General features: G+C 44.5%; 9 protein-coding genes. 1 reads left to right on the forward strand and 8 read right to left on the reverse strand.

The genetic code is table 11. From position 1 onward, the window contains the following. Positions 1 to 16: 16 nt before the first annotated feature. The 8 genes from DWX84_RS10880 to DWX84_RS10915 form a co-directional block, all read right to left on the reverse strand. Positions 17 to 1825: a TonB-dependent receptor gene (locus DWX84_RS10880; RefSeq protein ID WP_121960640.1), complete on the reverse strand. Its 1809-nt coding sequence runs from the start codon at positions 1823 to 1825 to the stop codon at positions 17 to 19. A gap of 9 nt (positions 1826 to 1834) precedes the next feature. Beyond that, positions 1835 to 4834, reverse strand: a complete 3000-nt coding sequence (locus tag DWX84_RS10885) for a tetratricopeptide repeat protein (RefSeq protein ID WP_048927185.1) — start codon at positions 4832 to 4834, stop codon at positions 1835 to 1837. 96 nt (positions 4835 to 4930) lie between these two features. Next, positions 4931 to 5452, reverse strand: coding sequence for an NUDIX domain-containing protein (locus tag DWX84_RS10890; protein WP_008772740.1), 522 nt, complete (start codon positions 5450 to 5452; stop codon positions 4931 to 4933). Positions 5453 to 5555: 103 nt separating this feature from the next. Next, positions 5556 to 6542 carry an ROK family protein gene (locus DWX84_RS10895; protein WP_005867650.1) on the reverse strand — a complete coding sequence of 329 codons (987 nt, stop codon included), beginning with the start codon at positions 6540 to 6542 and terminating at the stop codon, positions 5556 to 5558. 168 nt (positions 6543 to 6710) lie between these two features. Beyond that, positions 6711 to 7088: a VOC family protein gene (locus DWX84_RS10900; RefSeq protein WP_005867648.1), complete on the reverse strand. Its 378-nt coding sequence runs from the start codon at positions 7086 to 7088 to the stop codon at positions 6711 to 6713. Between the two features lie 48 nt (positions 7089 to 7136). Further along, positions 7137 to 7859 carry an MBL fold metallo-hydrolase gene (locus DWX84_RS10905; protein WP_057326178.1) on the reverse strand — a complete coding sequence of 241 codons (723 nt, stop codon included), beginning with the start codon at positions 7857 to 7859 and terminating at the stop codon, positions 7137 to 7139. Between the two features lie 125 nt (positions 7860 to 7984). Beyond that, a complete protein-coding gene (locus tag DWX84_RS10910; RefSeq protein WP_057326179.1) occupies positions 7985 to 9832 on the reverse strand; it encodes a RagB/SusD family nutrient uptake outer membrane protein in 1848 nt (615 codons plus the stop codon). Positions 9833 to 9876: 44 nt separating this feature from the next. Beyond that, a complete protein-coding gene (locus DWX84_RS10915) occupies positions 9877 to 13257 on the reverse strand; it encodes a TonB-dependent receptor (RefSeq protein WP_121960641.1) in 3381 nt (1126 codons plus the stop codon). A 560-nt stretch (positions 13258 to 13817) separates the two neighbouring features. Here DWX84_RS10915 and DWX84_RS10920 point away from each other — a divergent pair. Then, positions 13818 to 17222, forward strand: coding sequence for a TonB-dependent receptor (locus DWX84_RS10920; protein WP_057326181.1), 3405 nt, complete (start codon positions 13818 to 13820; stop codon positions 17220 to 17222). The last annotated feature ends 32 nt before the right edge of the window (positions 17223 to 17254 follow it).

Raw genomic sequence — 17254 nt, forward strand, 5'->3', positions numbered from 1 at the left:
CTTCCTATTTCAAGTGTTAGAAATTGATATTAACGCCAATCATCGCACTAAAGCTTTGCAAAGGATATCCGTAATATACCTCATACTTCTGGCAAAGGATATTATTCAACTTAGCGTAAACACCAAAGGTATCGTTGAAGGTATAGGTACCTGTTAGGTTTAGCTCGTTGATGTTGTTCATCTTGTATTCGCCAGCTCCCGCAGACACGCTACTGTGATTTTCAGCTTCCCAGTAATTCTTTACAAAAGCATAACGTCCGGTGGCCAAATAATAATCCAAGGCAACAGATAACTTATCGATCGGACGCACGGTTACATTTGCGTTAACCTCCATTTCTGGCTTTCCATAAGCATGGCTTAGTTCAACACTCTCATCCCCTTGATTTGCCTTCCAATTATTATACACCCCTTTTAAAGAGATATCCAGCAATTGCTGATAGCTATATTTCAAGTTAGCCCCTACAAAAAGCTGCTTAGTATCGACATCCGGTATCGCTTCACTGAAATTGGAAAAAAAGTCAGGTTTAGATGTGGCCACTTGACTGAAAAGCACATCGCTACTAGTTATCTTATAACCAGCGAACACGTCGAACCAAAATCCCGGTGCCACGCCACTCCGGATACCCAAGATAGCATTCAACCAGTTACGAGAAGGAGCCAACTCTTTCATTGGATACAGATAACGGTTGATCTGTGACATATCGTACATGCTGTTGGAGTAAAGCTTTCCGTCAGCCTTTACATATAGCTCCGTTTTATCAGCAACCTCCACATCAGCGGCAATATTTGGCGAGGCCATGAACTCCGCATCATCACCTGTAGCCAACATCACATTCGCACCTAATTTGATTTTCCAATTATCACCCTCAACTTTATAATATGGTGATAACATCACCTCGGCATGATTCTTAAACTCATAAACATACGAATTAGAAGCTGCCTCCGGAAAGTTGTAGTTGAAATACTCCACCAATCCACCCAAGCCAATCCGCATATTCCCATTAAAACCTGCGTTCAAATCAAACTTCGCCTCTAAAGTATGCTCCGTCGGTCCATCTATATTCTTGTTCAACCCATATTTATGGGAGAAATTTATATAACCTAAATCCAGCAAATATCCGAACGGGGCATCTTCCTTCGACTCAAATCCTATATTAGCAGCTATCGTCTGGTTTACTTGGTTTGTTTCCCGATCCACTCTATCCAAACTACCCTCTGCCATCATAGACCAAGCATCCGCAATAGGCAGTCCATAATAATTAAACGCCGAATATCCGTACTTCGCACCAATACTAAATATCGTCTTATCAAAAACATGCTTGAAATTGATGCCTCCCAGATTATCGTTGATCTTCGCCTTCACCTTCTCATCGTCCATCTGAATATATTTCACCTTTCCATTCGTAGAACGATGTGAATACCAAATATTCAACTTATCCTTCTCGGTACTCAAGATATGATATCCCAAATCACCGTTTATATTCAGATATGTGCCTACACCGAAGTTAAAATATCCCCGGCGCTTGTTGTAGTCCATCTGCGTCATGATATTTCCGGAAGGCAACAAACTAATCTCTTTCTGCGGATCGGCGGCGATCGTATAATTCGAGTAATCGATCGGGATCTTACGAACCTCCGGCTCTTTCACCACGGGAAGCGTATTTACCTTGCTAGCGTCCTGCACGGAAGGATCATACTCCCGTTCAAGCGTCATCTCTCGGTTCAGGTTCTTTTCTTTCGTAACATCCTCTTGCGCACTCGCAGCAGCAGCCGAACCCAGCAAAGCTACCACACACAACGCCTTTACATTATATATAGTCTTCATCGCTTTCTTTTATTTCTTTAGTTTACCCAATCTGTCTTCGATCATCGCGGCGATCTCATCATCGCCCTTGTAGTTGTTTTGCAAACTGGTCAGATATTGACGAGCTTGGAAATCATCACCTTGGCGGATATAAATATCAGCCAACAAGATAAAGCCCCGTGCCAACCAATATTGGTGAGGCGTACCGTTCTCGATGAAGTTCATCAAGACAGTCTCGGCATTCTTATCATCCTTATTATCATAATACAATTGAGCCAATAGATATTTAGCCTCCGCCCCGTGTATCGTACGGGTATCCTTGCTGATCTCCTTCAAGTCGGCCAACGCCTTGTTCTCCTGCTTCAAGCTGATATAAGCCTTCGCACGGACATAACGGGCCTCGGACATAATCTCGGGAGATAGCTTCGGTTCCTTCAGCAAATCGTTGGCGGCAAGCAAAGCCTCTTGCGGCTGACCGGTCAACTCGGCGCAACGCATCAAGCCCAATTTAGCGGCCTCCTTATTCTCCGGATTCTCCGCTACCGCCTGTAGATGCTTGAAACTTTCCATAGCGGCGGCGTAATCCTTATCCAGATACTCGATCTCAGCCTTACGAGCCCAAGACTCTTCCCTGAATTTCGTATCACCGCTCTCCAATACCAACGAGAACAGACGTTTCGCCTCCTCCAGATCTTTCTTGGCAAAAGCGATACTTGCCAAATAGAAATTAGCGTTCGAGCTAAACGCTCCCTGCGGGAAGGTTTGCAAATAATTCGTCAAGCTACGACGAGCGCCCTCATTATCGCCTCGCATAAATAACTTCTCGGCCGCCAGATAGGTCAAGGAGTCTTGCTCACTCACCTCGAAACGAACATTTCCACCTAACGAATTCGCATAGGCGGCAAACGAATTGATATCGTTCAGCTCGATATATACGGACTTCAAGTCTTGCAAGGCCACTTTCGCCTCCTCGCTACCCGGATAATTGCTAATCACGCTCTTATAAGCGTCGGCCGCTTTCTCCGGCTGATTGTCGTTGAAGTAAATCAAACCAAGCTGTACGCCGGCCTTACGAGCCAGACTGCTTTGCGGGAAATCACGCATCAATTGCTCAAAGCTTGCCGCAGCCGCTTGATTATTATCCAATAACACGTAAGAACGTCCTTTCTCAAACAAGGCATCGTCCACATATTGTGATTCCGGGAACTCACGGATCAAGCGATCCATCACGCTGATCTTTCCCTTATAATCTTTCTGCAATCCCAGCAAGAAGCCCTTCTGATACACCGAATAATCTCCGGCGGACGGTTGCAATTGCGCCGCACGGGTATAATTCTCTTCCGCCATAGCGAACTGACGGTTGTGGAATAAACAATCGCCGATACGATTATAAGCGTCCGCATAAGCCGGAGTCTGCTGATTGCTTTCCAAATTCACGTATTGACGGAAGCGGTTCAACGCCTCGCCATACTCTTTCAATTTGAAGTAGCTGTAACCTAAGTTATAATGTGCCAAGGCATACATATCCGTATTACGTTGGCGGGTATTATTCAAATAGGTACGATAATCGGAAATCGCCTTGTTATACTCACCTTGGCGATAATAAGATTCCCCACGCCAGAAATAAGCGTCGTTACGAGATTCCAGATTATAAGCGCCCAACGAAATCGCACGGCTGAAAAGATCGACCGCCTTATCCAATTCCATATTCGTGAACGCCTGCGTTCCCAACTGGAATAAGATATCTTGCTTCGCCTCCAAGATCTTCGTGCTCGGATGCTTGATCTTATCGATAGAGTTCAGAGCCGCTTGATAGTTCTTGGTAGTCAAATAAACCTCCACCAGATAATCGTTTACCTTATCGGCATATTTGGAATTCGGGAAATCATTCAAGAAATCCTCGAAGATTGTCACCGACTCGCCAAAGCCAGTGAAAGCGGTCTCGTGGATCAATAAAGCGTAATTATACATAGCCGCCTCTTTCACTTGCTTATCGAAAGAAGAAGTCGCGGCAGCCTCGAAGGCCATACGGGCGTTATTCTTATCTTTTAATTTCAGATAACTTTGCCCCAGATACAGATAAGCGTTCTGCGAAAGGGCATCGTTCTCACGTACGGTCCGCCCCAAAGCGTTCACGGCGCTACTGTAATTACCCTTATTGTAATAACATACGCCCAAGATATATAAATCGCCCCTCAACGGGCTATCCGTCGAGGATACATATTTACTCAGCATATTAATCGCCTGATCCTCATTTCCCAGATGATAGTAGGCGTTACCCATGATACGGTAAACCTCGCTATTGTTCTCGCTATCCGGATAAGAGGCTAGCAATTCCTTACCTTCGCTGATCACTTTCTCGTATTTATTCTGGATAAAATAAATTTGCGTGATATAGTACAAAGATCGCTCCTTATAATCAGGCAAGTCCTTCAAGCGGGTAAATTCCACCAAGGCATTGTTGTATTTACCGGTTGCGTAATCGATATAAGCGACATAATAGGTAGATGCTTCCCGGTACTTCGTTCCGATCTGCTCGATCCGTGCGAAATAACCACGGGCCTTCTCCATATCCCCAATTTGCAACAAGGAATAAGCCAAACGGAAACAATAAACCTCCTGTTGTTCCGGACTTAGCATATCAATGTTCGATTCGTTAAACCAAAAGATAGCTTTCTGATATTCTCCCTGTCCGAAATGGGCGGAACCGATCAAGAAGTTCACCTCGTCCGCATGACGGGAAGCCGGGTACACATCCAGATAATCTTTCAATAACTCAACGGCATTGGGACGGCCTTGCTCATAAGCGGAGTAGACCAACATATAATCGGCTTCTTGAATCAAGTCGGCATCCGTGGAATGCTGTTTATACGCCTCCAGCTTATCGATGCAACCTGAATAATTCTTCAAACTAAACAACTCCTTGCCTTCGACAAACAAACGGTTCGGCGCATCAAATTGATACGATCTCTGCCCGCTTGCCATGTGGCTGCCTACTACCAGACACAGCGGAATAAGTATTCTTTTCATCACTCATTTGCTTTTTAATACAAGCACTTACTTCAGTGCCTATTCGTTCTAATTCGCAAATATAAGTAATATGCGCCAAACAGCAGGCAAGTTCTATCAATATTTACCAAGATAGATCGGTACCGCCTTTCGGATAGAGTCTAAACCGAAGTCTTCCGGATTCACATCCTCCGGGTGAAGGATCACGATCTCGGCGGCATCATCTTCCGCATGCACGTTATTGAAATCATCTACCAAACACTCATAAAACATATCCAGCGTATGCACCTCAAAGCCGGAATACATATATAAATTAGGCAAGGAAAACAAATAACGACAATTCTGGATATGCAACCCCGTCTCCTCCCTTACTTCCCGGCGAGCGGCCTCCTCCCCCGACTCAAACATATCGACGAAGCCACCGGGCAAATCCAATGTACCCTTAGCCGGCTCTTTTCCTCGGCGAACCAGCAATAACTCCCCCTTAGCGTTCTTTATGAAACAAGCGACAGCCGACGACGGGTTGAAATAATAAACAAAACCGCACGCCATACATTTTTTCGCTTTCTCGTTATGTTCCACGAAAGCTTTTGCCCCGCAAACCGGGCAAAACTGAAATTGATACAACGGATGTCTCATACTTTATGATTTATAATTCAATTAAAAACAACAAGCCGCACCTAAATATAGATGCGGCTTGCCTTATTTCGCAAATGTCTTTTCGTTATACGCAAAACCGGATTTAGACTTCCAAACCAGCGCTTTGGTCTCTTACTTCCCAACCCAAAGCACTTGCTCCTAATACGGCAGCATCGCTCTCTTTCAATTGAGAGAATAATAATTTAGTCTTACCTGCGTAAACTTTCAACATATTTTTCTCCATTGAACGTTTAATCGGGTTCATGATCAAATCACCAGCTTTCGTAAGACCGCCAAACAAAATGATAGCCTCCGGGCTAGAGAATGCTACGAAATCAGCGAAAGCCTCTCCCAACATAGAGCCGGTAGCCTCGAAAATCTCAAGAGCGATCTTATCATTCTTCATAGCTGCGTCGTATACGTCTTTTGAAGTGATTTCATCCGGATCCAAGTCGCGAAGAACACTCTCGTCCTTACGGATTTCCAGATATTCACGAGCCGTACGAGCCACACCGGTAGCTGAAGCATAAGCCTCCAGACATCCTTGGCGACCGCAACCGCACTGACGACCATTGTTACGACGCATGATAACGTGGCCCAACTCGCCGGCAAAACCGTCATGTCCGTATACCAAGTTACCACCGATTACGATACCGCTACCCACGCCAGTACCCAAAGTGATCACGATAAAATCTTTCATACCGCGAGCGGCTCCATAAGTCATCTCACCGATAGCGGCAGCGTTGGCGTCGTTTGTTAAAGCAACAGGAATACCATCGATCTGTTCGCTGATCAATTGAGCCAAAGGAATCTTACCTTTCCAAGGCAAGTTCGGAGCGAATTCGATACATCCGTTGAAAAAGTTTCCGTTCGGAGCACCTACACCCACACCTTTAATCTTATCCGGACCACCAGCCTGATCAATAACAGACTTCAGACCTTTAGCAAGTTCCGCTACATAGTCATTAACGTCTGCATATTTACCAGTCTTAATTGATCCACTATACAAGATTGTTCCTCTTGCGTCAACTACACCAAAAACAGTGTTGGTACCACCTATATCGATACCTACTACATAAGGCTTCTCCATGATTTTATATTTAGGATTAATAATGATTTTCCTCTTTCTGGGTAGCAAATATAAGAGGTTTAACACAAGTTGCAATACGATTTGAAGAAAATTTTACAGATTCCTGTCATTTTATCTTCTTTTTTCGAAAACTTATGTTAAGCAACATTGTTATATAATAATGGAGAATTATCGCAACGGTAATATCTCGATCCAATAGTCATCCGGATCATTAATAAAATACAATCCCATCTTGGTATTCTCGAAGCAAACCGCTCCCATTTCCTTGTGGTATTTACGTACCTCCTCATAATCGCCGGCTACCCGGAAACAAAGATGGCTCTCATTGTCGCCTAGCTCATAAGGTTCTTTCCGGTCACGCAGCCAAGTCAGCTCCATCAAGAAACCGGTTTGCTCATCCGTTAAATAAACCAATATAAAAGAACCGTCTTCTGCGACCTTTCGATGATGCTCTTTCAATCCCAACGCTTTGTTATAAAAAGCGATACTTTTCTCCAAATCCAATACGTTAATATTGAAATGGTCAAATCTGCCTTTAACTTCCATACCTAAATAAATTTATATGTTTTCTAAAACCTATACATTAATAATATATTATATATCGGTACCCTCACCCGGTACAGAAAGGACAACATACCGGCAACCTTTCGATTCGGCATACGGGGCAAAAGCCATGACCTCCGCCGGACGTTCCCAGAAATGCATCGGCACAAAGATACCGGTCTTTATCCGGTCGATGAATTGTTGGGCACCTCGCATAAAATCGGTCCCTAAGCGGGGATCTACCGGAAACATGACAACATCCATCGCCTGCGTATATTTCGCTATTATATCCAGTTCTTTCAGGTAATTCCCTTCCGCCTCCGCAACTTCCTGTGGAGTAGACTCATCTTTCCAATGCCAATTATTCAAGTCTCCGGCATGAAAAATCAGTTTACCTTGCGCCTCGATCAAAAAAGAGATACCGACATCGGTCGATCCGAACGCCCTAATCGTTAAATGCTCATCTTGGTACACATCTCCCTTCTTCATATAAAAAGCGTCCTCGGCTTTTGCCCGGCGGCGTTTCAAGATATCCTTGGAGAAAATATATTTGATATCGTCTTTCTCCTCTTTCCATTTCAACACGTCCGGATTAAAATGATCCGGATGGAAATGTGATGCCAAGACGTACAACGTCCCCGGACGTTTTAATAGCTCCCCACGCACAAACCCCTTCGCCGGGCCCGGATTCGTATCTTTGAAATAATCGATCAAGATGGAGAAGCCTTCCGCCTCTACAACAAACCCGCTATGATAAATATACACCAGTCTCATCCTATTCTCTTTATTTGTTTATTAAAAAACACCGAAACCCTCCGGGTTGTTGACTTCATGCCGCAAATATACAAAACGGTCAGACATATCACATGCCTGACCGATACAGATTATTAACCTACGATTTATTTCCAATTCTCATTCTGGACTAAAACGCCTTCCATGGTCACGATTTGATCATTCGGGATCGGAAGAGTTACCCATTTAGCGTTATAAACGCAGTTGGCAAACTTTCCGAGATGCCTCTTCTCGTAAGTGATATAATTACTTATCTCATCGTACGCTATTCCCCAACGAGCTAAGTCGTACCAGCGATGACCTTCCATCGCCAACTCTAATTTACGCTCGAAACGTAAAGCGGCTAAAGCACCATCCTTGCTGTTGAATTGCGAATCCGGATACAAACCTACACGATAATTAGCCGCAGCGTTCGAATCCAACTTCCCATTCACTTTATCATCCAAGACATAAGATGTAGAAGTGGGCAACATCGTGGCAGCATCAACGCCCTTCACATACGAGTTTGCCGCACGGGCACGTACCTCATTTATATACTTCCCGGCCTCCTTATAATTTCCGTCGTGAATCAAGACTTCGGCATACCAAAGTAAAACATCCGCATAACGGATCAAATGGTAATTCTTGGCTGTAGAACTCGTCTCCGTAGATACGCTCGTACCGCCTTTATCCGCTTTTTTCGGTTGCCGCTTCTTATTCATATAAGGACCACCATTCGCGATATCACGTACCCACCCATCCAAGATAGAAGGAACCGTCCAGTCCCAATAAGGGACATCAAAACGACCGGTACTGATATCCAGACGAGGATCGGTAAAAACCTCTAAATCCGTATGTGGAATATTATCTGTCAAGGTAGTCAACGCCGGTTTATCTTGATATGATTTATCCAGATACGGCAAACCACTCTCGTCTACGATATGTGAGTTTACCAACTCATAGGAAGGTTGATAGAAACCCCATCCGGATGTACCCATACCTCCCGGAGGAGCCGTATGCCATGAACCTTCGATAGAGTTCGTGATTACCTGAGAACCAGAGATAGTCCGCTGTATATCGAACACGGACTCACCGCTCCAATCGGCACTACCTGCCGTAAACAAATCCTCATAAGTATCCGCTAGTTTGAATTTCGTGCCATTATTATCCTGCCCATTCGCGATAATAGCCTCCAATAAAGCCTTGGCATCCGCCCAATGATCGGAAGTACCATTCGTACCGTTATAGGGTGAAGACTGATACAGCCTCAATTTTGCCAAGAAAGCGGCGGCGGCCCATTTATTGACACGCCCTTTATCGCTCGCCCAAATATCCGGCAAGTTATCATAAGCGAACTGTAAATCCTCAGCCACCTTATCCCATATGTAAATATAATTGCCAGACTCATCCACATTGGAAACTTTTGGGTTTACATCGCTAGCGAACTCCTCGCTTCCCACGTAAGGAATAGCGGCACCAAATAATTTCATTCCCTCAAAATGCCAGAATCCGCGGAAGAATCGGGCTTGGGCGATCGCTTCGGTATAAAAATCCTTTGATACGCCTTTTACGGAGGAAAGCTCGTCCTTGATTTTATCGATCATATTAATCACGTTGTTCGCACGATAGACACCTTCATAAACCACTTTCCATTTGGTATTCAAATATCCGTTGTCCGTAGTGATCGCATACGTTTCCAAGTTCGTAAAGTCAGACTGGTCCGTAAACGTAGACCCTTTATTCGCGCTTCCACCCAGTACATCGCCATAGGCATAATTTGTCAAAGGAGCCGCAAAATACTCCTGTGTAAGCATCGATGAATACATTCCTGTAATCGCATAATTTACGCCTTCCTGATTCAGTAACTCTTCTTCACTGACCGCACCCACCGGCTTCACATCCAAGAAGTCAGAGCAAGAGGTCATCGCTCCTAATGAAGACGCCACTAACATTGAATATATAAATAGTCTTTTCATACTGTTTTTTTTAATCGTTATCAATATCCTTATCGAAAATCCTTTTAGAAAGAAATATTCACGCCTAAAATGAACTGGCGTGGCATACCATAAGAACCGTAGTCGATACCTTTCATCATATCGTTACTGCTATCTTCATTATTGCTACGAACCTCCGGATCCAAACCTGAATAGCCTGTTAATGTAAACACATTGGAAACCTGACCGTAAACACGAATCTTCTCAAATTTGATCTTATTCAAGATACTCTTTGGCAACGTATAACCGAGCGTCAATGTCTGCATACGCAAGTATGAACCGTCTTCTATATAAGTAGAATTGGATTCATTAGCCGCCTCCGTACCTTCATTAGATGTACCAGCCCATAATGGATAGATACCATCCGGGTTTGTAACGGGATCCCAAGAGTTTTCCAAGCGATCTTTAGAGAAGTTACTTTGTAATGCCCCGAAATGCGTATAATACTGATAATGTTTATACAAGTCGTTACCTACAGAGAAATAAAGGTATGTACTCAAATCAAAACCTTTCCAACCAACACTAAGGTTCACACCTCCCGTGAAGTCCGGATGCGGATTACCGATAATCGTACGGTCTTCCGCCCCAATCTTTCCATCTCCGTTCACGTCACGAATCTTATAACGACCTACCCATGATTGAGGATTCAAGCTGGCCTCGTCCGCCACGGCATACGGTAAAATCGTTTTTCCATCCGCGGTCTTATAGTTCAGCACATCTTGTTCACTCGTATAGATTCCGTCCACTTGATAACCGTAGAACATCGCTACCGGTTGACCAACCGTGGTGATGTTTACCTTACTCAAACGCGTATTCGTAAATAGATCCGAGGAACCTAATTGGGTAACCTTATTCTTATAGGTTGAGATATTGGCGTTTACCGAGTAACTAAAATCACCGACTTTATCTCTCCAGCCCACACTGAAATCAAGACCTTTATTCTGCATATCGCCAATATTGATCTTTGGCTTAGTAGCGTTACCGGCCAAAGCGGACCAGTTAGCGTTCACCAACAAATCTGAAGTCTTCTTAATATAATAATCGATACTTCCGGTCAAACGATTATTCAACGCCGTTACGTCTAAACCGACGTTAAACATCTTGGTTGTTTCCCACTTAGCATTCACATCACCCAGATTTGAGATCGCATAGCCCGGAGACGCCCCTGAATCCGCACCTGTGATTCCATATAAATAATCATTTCCGGTCGCATATTGAAACGCATAATTATAGGCTCCGATATTAGAGTTACCGGTCGTTCCATAACCCGCACGCACCTTTAAATCATCCAACCACGTACGTGTCTTTTCCATAAAGACCTCATCCGACATACGCCAGCCTAAAGAAAGAGAAGGGAATGTACCCCAGCGGTTATCCTCGCCAAACCGGGAAGAAGCATCCCGGCGAACCGTTACAGTTGCCAAGTATTTACCTTTATAGGAATAATCGCCACGGAAAAACAAGCCGAACATCGTACTTTTATCAAACATTTTTCCTTCATTCTTCATATTGTCGGAAGAACCATTGTTTAATATCCATGTATTGGGATTATTCTCGAAGATATAATCATAGCGAATGGCTTTCATACTTCGTCCCACACCAAATTTCATAGCTTCCGTACCGATCATAAATGTCACGTCATGATCTTCATTGAATTTCGTCTTATAAGTCGCCGTATTGGTCCACTGATAATCCAACCTCCAATTCGCGTTTTCCTCCAGATAATTTTGAGATTGCCCCTCTTTATTGGTAGCGATCGTCTTCTCACTCAACGCTTGGCTCCACATACCCATCAAACGAACACTGAACTGCGTACGAAGACTCAGGCCTTTGATCGGTTTCAACTCGGCGAAAGCCGCACTTTGCAATCGCATGAAACGAGTCCAATCATCCTGTTGATTCATGGCTGTCTGATAAGCCGTATTCGCACGTCCACCTTCCGAGGCCTGTGATCCCGCATAATCGCCACCTACATTATAAACAGGTACCCATGGCTGGATCGTATATGTTTGGGCGAATACGCTCGCATCCCCTTGACGACCCCGCTCACCGCCCATCTCCATTACGGCGATATTGGAATTCTGGCCTATCGTGAAATATTTATTCGCGTTATAAGTAGAGTTGGCACGCAGTGAATAACGTTTAAAGAAAGAAGAGATAATCGTTCCTTCCCGATTAGTATAGCCTAAAGAAGCCGAGTAAGTTCCTTTCTCTCCACCTCCTAATAAAGAGATCTGATGATCCTGTACTTTACCCGTACGAGTCACCATATCATACCAATTCGTTCCTTTCTGGGCCTCCGCTTCCGAATATCCATCTTCCAACATCTGGTAATAAGCGGAGCGTGACCACGAATTACTACCATCCGGTTTATAGGAAGCCACCCACGCATCGATACTACCAAACTGCGAGATTACTTGATCTTTTGATAAACCAGCCGGTTTAATCGCATAAGGCATCGTCAATTCATCTTTATCGTTCAACGATCCGAATTGAGGATGAGCGGTGGGTGTTTGTCCGCGATAATCCCGCACGTTTCTCATACCTTGTGCTTGCCATTCCATCGCCTCCCATCCATTCAACAAATCATAACCACTATTCGCCATCTTCGCCACACCAAAGTAACCATCATAAGATACTCGTACCCGGCCGCTTTTAGTTCCTTGCTTTGTCGTGATAATGATTACACCATTCGCTCCTTGCGCACCGTAGATCGCAGTAGCGGAAGCATCTTTCAAGACTTGCAAAGACTCGATATCATTCGGATTGACCGCATCGATATCCACATTCGAGACACCGTCCACAACAATCAATGGGTCCGAACCATTCAACGAGCCGACACCACGGATACGGATAGTCGTCTCACCACTAGGTCCACCCGAGTTCGAGATATACACACCGGAAGCCTTTCCTTGCAAGGCTTCTGAGAATGTCGCTACCGGAGTCTCCTTCAACTCTTCCGTAGATACGACAGCGACAGATCCCGTAATATCTTTCTTCGCTTGGGTACCATAACCTACAACAACGACCTCATCCAAGGCTTGTGTGTCTTCCGCTAATTTTACTTTGATATTGTTCTGGCTATTCTTCAGAGAGATCTCTTGAGTTACATAGCCAATGTAAGATACCACCAATATGGTATTATCCGGCACACCATCAAGTATGACCCGTCCGTCCATATCGGAAATATTTCCGATAGTTGTCCCTTTAATAAGGACATTCGCTCCAACAATTGGTCCAGCTTTGTCTGAAATAGTGCAAGTGACTCTACGTCCATCTTGTTGCAGGGCATTGCCCCTTACGTCTGGTACTAAATCGCCTACTTCTGTGGCCATAACTGGACTTGTGCCACATAGAAACAAAGAGGCTCCTAGAAACACCTGTTTCCATAATACTACATTTCTCATACAACATTAGATTTTAAGGTATAAATCAATAAAAAACACAATCTAACAGCAAAATGATCTTTCTATATACAATAACATTCTAGATTTCAGCAAATTCTTGAATACTTATGGTCTAAATGTTTTTTCATAAAACGACTAATCGAAACGATCGTTTCTATTAGTCGTTTGTAAAGGTCTGTTTTTTTTTCGACACGTGCAACTTTTTGTTGATTTTTTTTTATTTTATCTTATTGCTAATGGGAGAGATAACCCTTCATCGATCTAAAAAAAGATTTTCTTTTTCAAATCATCATTTCCTCTTTTCAAAAACGCAAGATTTAAACGATCGTTTAGACTAGTCGTTTTTTTAGTATTATGAAAGATAGCAAGAAGCGGCTTTTATCATTAAAGACATGATAATGAAGAAGCTACACAAATGAAGTTGAGAAGAAGAGAATGATGTTTGCCTATTTTGAGATGTAAACAGATGTAACATACCCTAGAGGTATGGCAGAGTAGTGAATTCATTTTGTTAAAAGTCTGTGTTTTTTATTTTATTATACCTTAAATTCTAAATTTGTATGAGAAATGTTGTATCATGGAAGCCATTAGTCTTAGGAGCTTCTTTTCTTCTGTACGGAGCCGGAACTGCTTTTGCTACAGAAACAGATTATTTGTATCCAACATCCAGTACAGGACTTATGAGCGTACAGCAAGATGGACGACAAGTTAACTGTACCATCGTAGACAAATCTGGCCCTATCCTCGGAGCTAATGTAGTCGTAAAAGGGACTACTATCGGAAACATCTCGGACATGGACGGTCGTGCTATAATCGACAATGTGCCCGCAAACGCAGTCTTAGTAGTATCTTACATCGGATACGTAACTCAAGAAGTGCATCTTAAAGATAACCAGACCTCTATCAAAATTACATTAGTAGAAGACTCCCAAGCCTTGGACGAGGTTGTCGTAACGGGTTATAGTACCCAAGCGAAGAAAGACATTACCGGATCCGTGGCCGTAGTCTCTACAGATGACTTAAAAGAGACTCCAGTATCCAACTTCGCCGAGGCCTTGCAAGGCAAGGCAGCCGGTGTATTCGTACAGGCTGGTGGCGGTCCGTTGGGTGAGACTACGATCCGTATCCGTGGTGTAGGCTCCGTGAATGGTTCCGACCCGTTAGTGATCGTGGATGGTGTATCCGGTGTAGATATCGATGCCGTGAACCCGAACGATATCGAGTCCATGCAGATCTTGAAGGATGCCGCCGCCGCCGCCATCTATGGAGCGAAAGGAGCGAATGGCGTTATCATCATCACCACCAAACAAGGAAAGAAAGATGACCGTGTAAAGGTTTCTTACAACGGTTATTTCGGTGTGGCCAAGATGGCTAATAACGGTTATGATCTATTGGACGCATGGGAAGCGATGGAATTCCAAGAAGAAGGTCAGCGTAACCTGTTGAAATATCGCGGTTTGACCACGACTCACGCACAGTTCGGCTCAATCGGAGCAGATGGTTCAGGCCATTTAACAATGCCTTACGCACTGAAACCTGCTGGTTATAGTAAGGATCAAGTCATTCAAGAGTTTGGTTCAATCGACGCATGGATAAAATCCTATAAGGATGACGGAACAAACACATGGTCTCGTTCCGCTTACTACCAAATGCTGGAGGATGGTTATTCAGAAGAAGAAGCTCGTAAAGGTACAAACTGGTACGACGAGGTAGTACAGACCGGTAAGGTGCAGAACCACGAGATCTCAGTAACAGGTGGTGGCGAGAAGGCTACCTACTCGGTAGGTTTAGGCTACATGAACCGTGAGGGTACAATCAAGGAGTCTTGGTTCCGCCGTTATTCTTTGCGTGCAAATACCAACTTCTTCGTAAACAAGTGGTTCAACATCGGACAAAATACGAATCTCGCCGTAATAGAGAACTCCGGTGAGCGGGGGCGCCAAGGTGACGACAACACATTCGGTAAGACTTTCTCCATCCAGCCGTGGGTACCTATTTATACGGTAGGTGGAGACTATGCGGGATCCGTGAACAATGAGGGTGGACGTGCGGAAAGTGCCGTGATGTCTGTTAACCACGGTAAGGATAACCGCCGTCGTTTCTTGCGTGCGCAATCCGCTATCTATGCGGAGATCAAACCATTGGAAAGCATTGGTGAGGACTTGACGATCCGTACGCAGTTCAGTGCCCGCTTAAGTGGCGCTTGGGACTTTTGGATGAACAAGCGTACTATCATGACCAACAAGGAGGGACGTAACAACAACGAGTTCTACGAGAACGCCAGTTATTGGTTAGGCTACCAATGGACGAATACGGCCACTTATAAAAAGACAATCAACGAAGACCACTCAATCGGCGTAGTATTAGGAACAGAAGCTATCCGCGAGGGCTTAGGCCGCGTGATACAGGCCGGCCGTATTGATTACCAGTTCGAGGATGACCCGAACACATGGCAAATCGACAACGGTTCTGCCGCCAACTTACGTAACAGTGGTTACATGCACTCACCCAGCACCATGTTTGGTATCTTCGGACGTGCTGATTACGCTTACCAAGGCAAATACTTGGCTACCGTGACCGTTCGTCGAGACGCATCCTCTCGATTCTCCGAGAAAAACCGTTGGGGTACATTCCCTTCCATATCTTTGGGATGGCGTATGTCAGACGAGAATTTCATGGAAAAGACTCGTACATGGTTAGACGACTTCAAGTTGCGCGCCGGTTACGGTACGACAGGTAACTCTAATATCGGAGCATACAACTGGGCATTCCGCTACGGTACAGGTAACACGTGGCTCTATAGCATCACCGGTAGTGATACGGACGTAATGACAGGATACGGTGTTACGGCCTTAGGTGATATCGATGCGAAGTGGGAAACCTCTAAGATGTTGAACGTAGGTTTCGATGCGACAGTCTTCGACCAACGCTTAGGCATCAACTTCGACTGGTACCTAAAGAAGACCTCCGATATGTTGATCGATGCGAACTGGTCTGCTTTGGCTGGTAACGCAGACAAGCCTAAAGTAAATATCGGCGACATGGAAAATAAGGGTGTTGACTTGAATTTGACATGGCGCGACAAGGTCGGCGAGGTAGATTACTCGATTGGCGTGAACCTTTCTCACTATAAGAACAAATTGACAGAGATCGGTACGGAAGCCGGTATCTTCGAAGGTACTCGTATCTCCAACATGAATGTCATGATGAAGGGGTATGCGGTTGGTATGTTCCACGGTTATCAGGTGGATGGTATCTACAAGAGCGAGGATGAGGTTCGCAACTATAAGAATGATGCTGGAGGCGCAGTATTACCATACGGTACGGCAGACGCCGCTTCGTTAAATCCGTCTCAATACGTAGGTCAATTCAAGGTGAAAGATGTGAACAACGATGGTAAGATCGACGCAAGTGACCGTACATTCATCGGTAACCCGCATCCGGACTTGACTGGTGGTGTTAACCTAAGCGTAGGCTGGAAAGGTTTCGACTTGAGCACTTACTTGTACTTCTCCGTAGGTAATGACATCTTTGCCATGTATAAATACTATACACACTACGGTTCTTTGCAATCTGCTTATTCAAAAGATCGTCGCGACAACTCTTGGAGCCCGGAGAATCCAAACGGAATCTACCCGATGTGGGCAACCGCTACAGGAGAAAGTACGATTGCGGCCAACGAATCTAATTCCAGCTACATAGAGGATGGTTCCTTCTTGCGTATGCAAACATTAACGTTGGGTTATACCTTGCCGAAAGCATGGATGAACAAGATCAAATTCGACAAGATCCGTATCTATGGTCAGATCTCTAACGTATTCACATTGACCGGTTATTCCGGATTGGATCCTCAGGTTCGTACGGATGATGGTTCCGGTAATTCTAAAGACCGTAACATGGGTACAGACTATGGTTCATACGGTATGCCACGTCAATTTATCCTTGGAGTTAATGTTACGTTCTAAAACTAGGAATGAAAATCTGATTATATTAACAA

This window comes from Parabacteroides sp. AF21-43 (assembly GCF_003635435.1).
In the GTDB taxonomy this organism is placed as follows: Bacteria; Bacteroidota; Bacteroidia; order Bacteroidales; family Tannerellaceae; genus Parabacteroides; species Parabacteroides distasonis.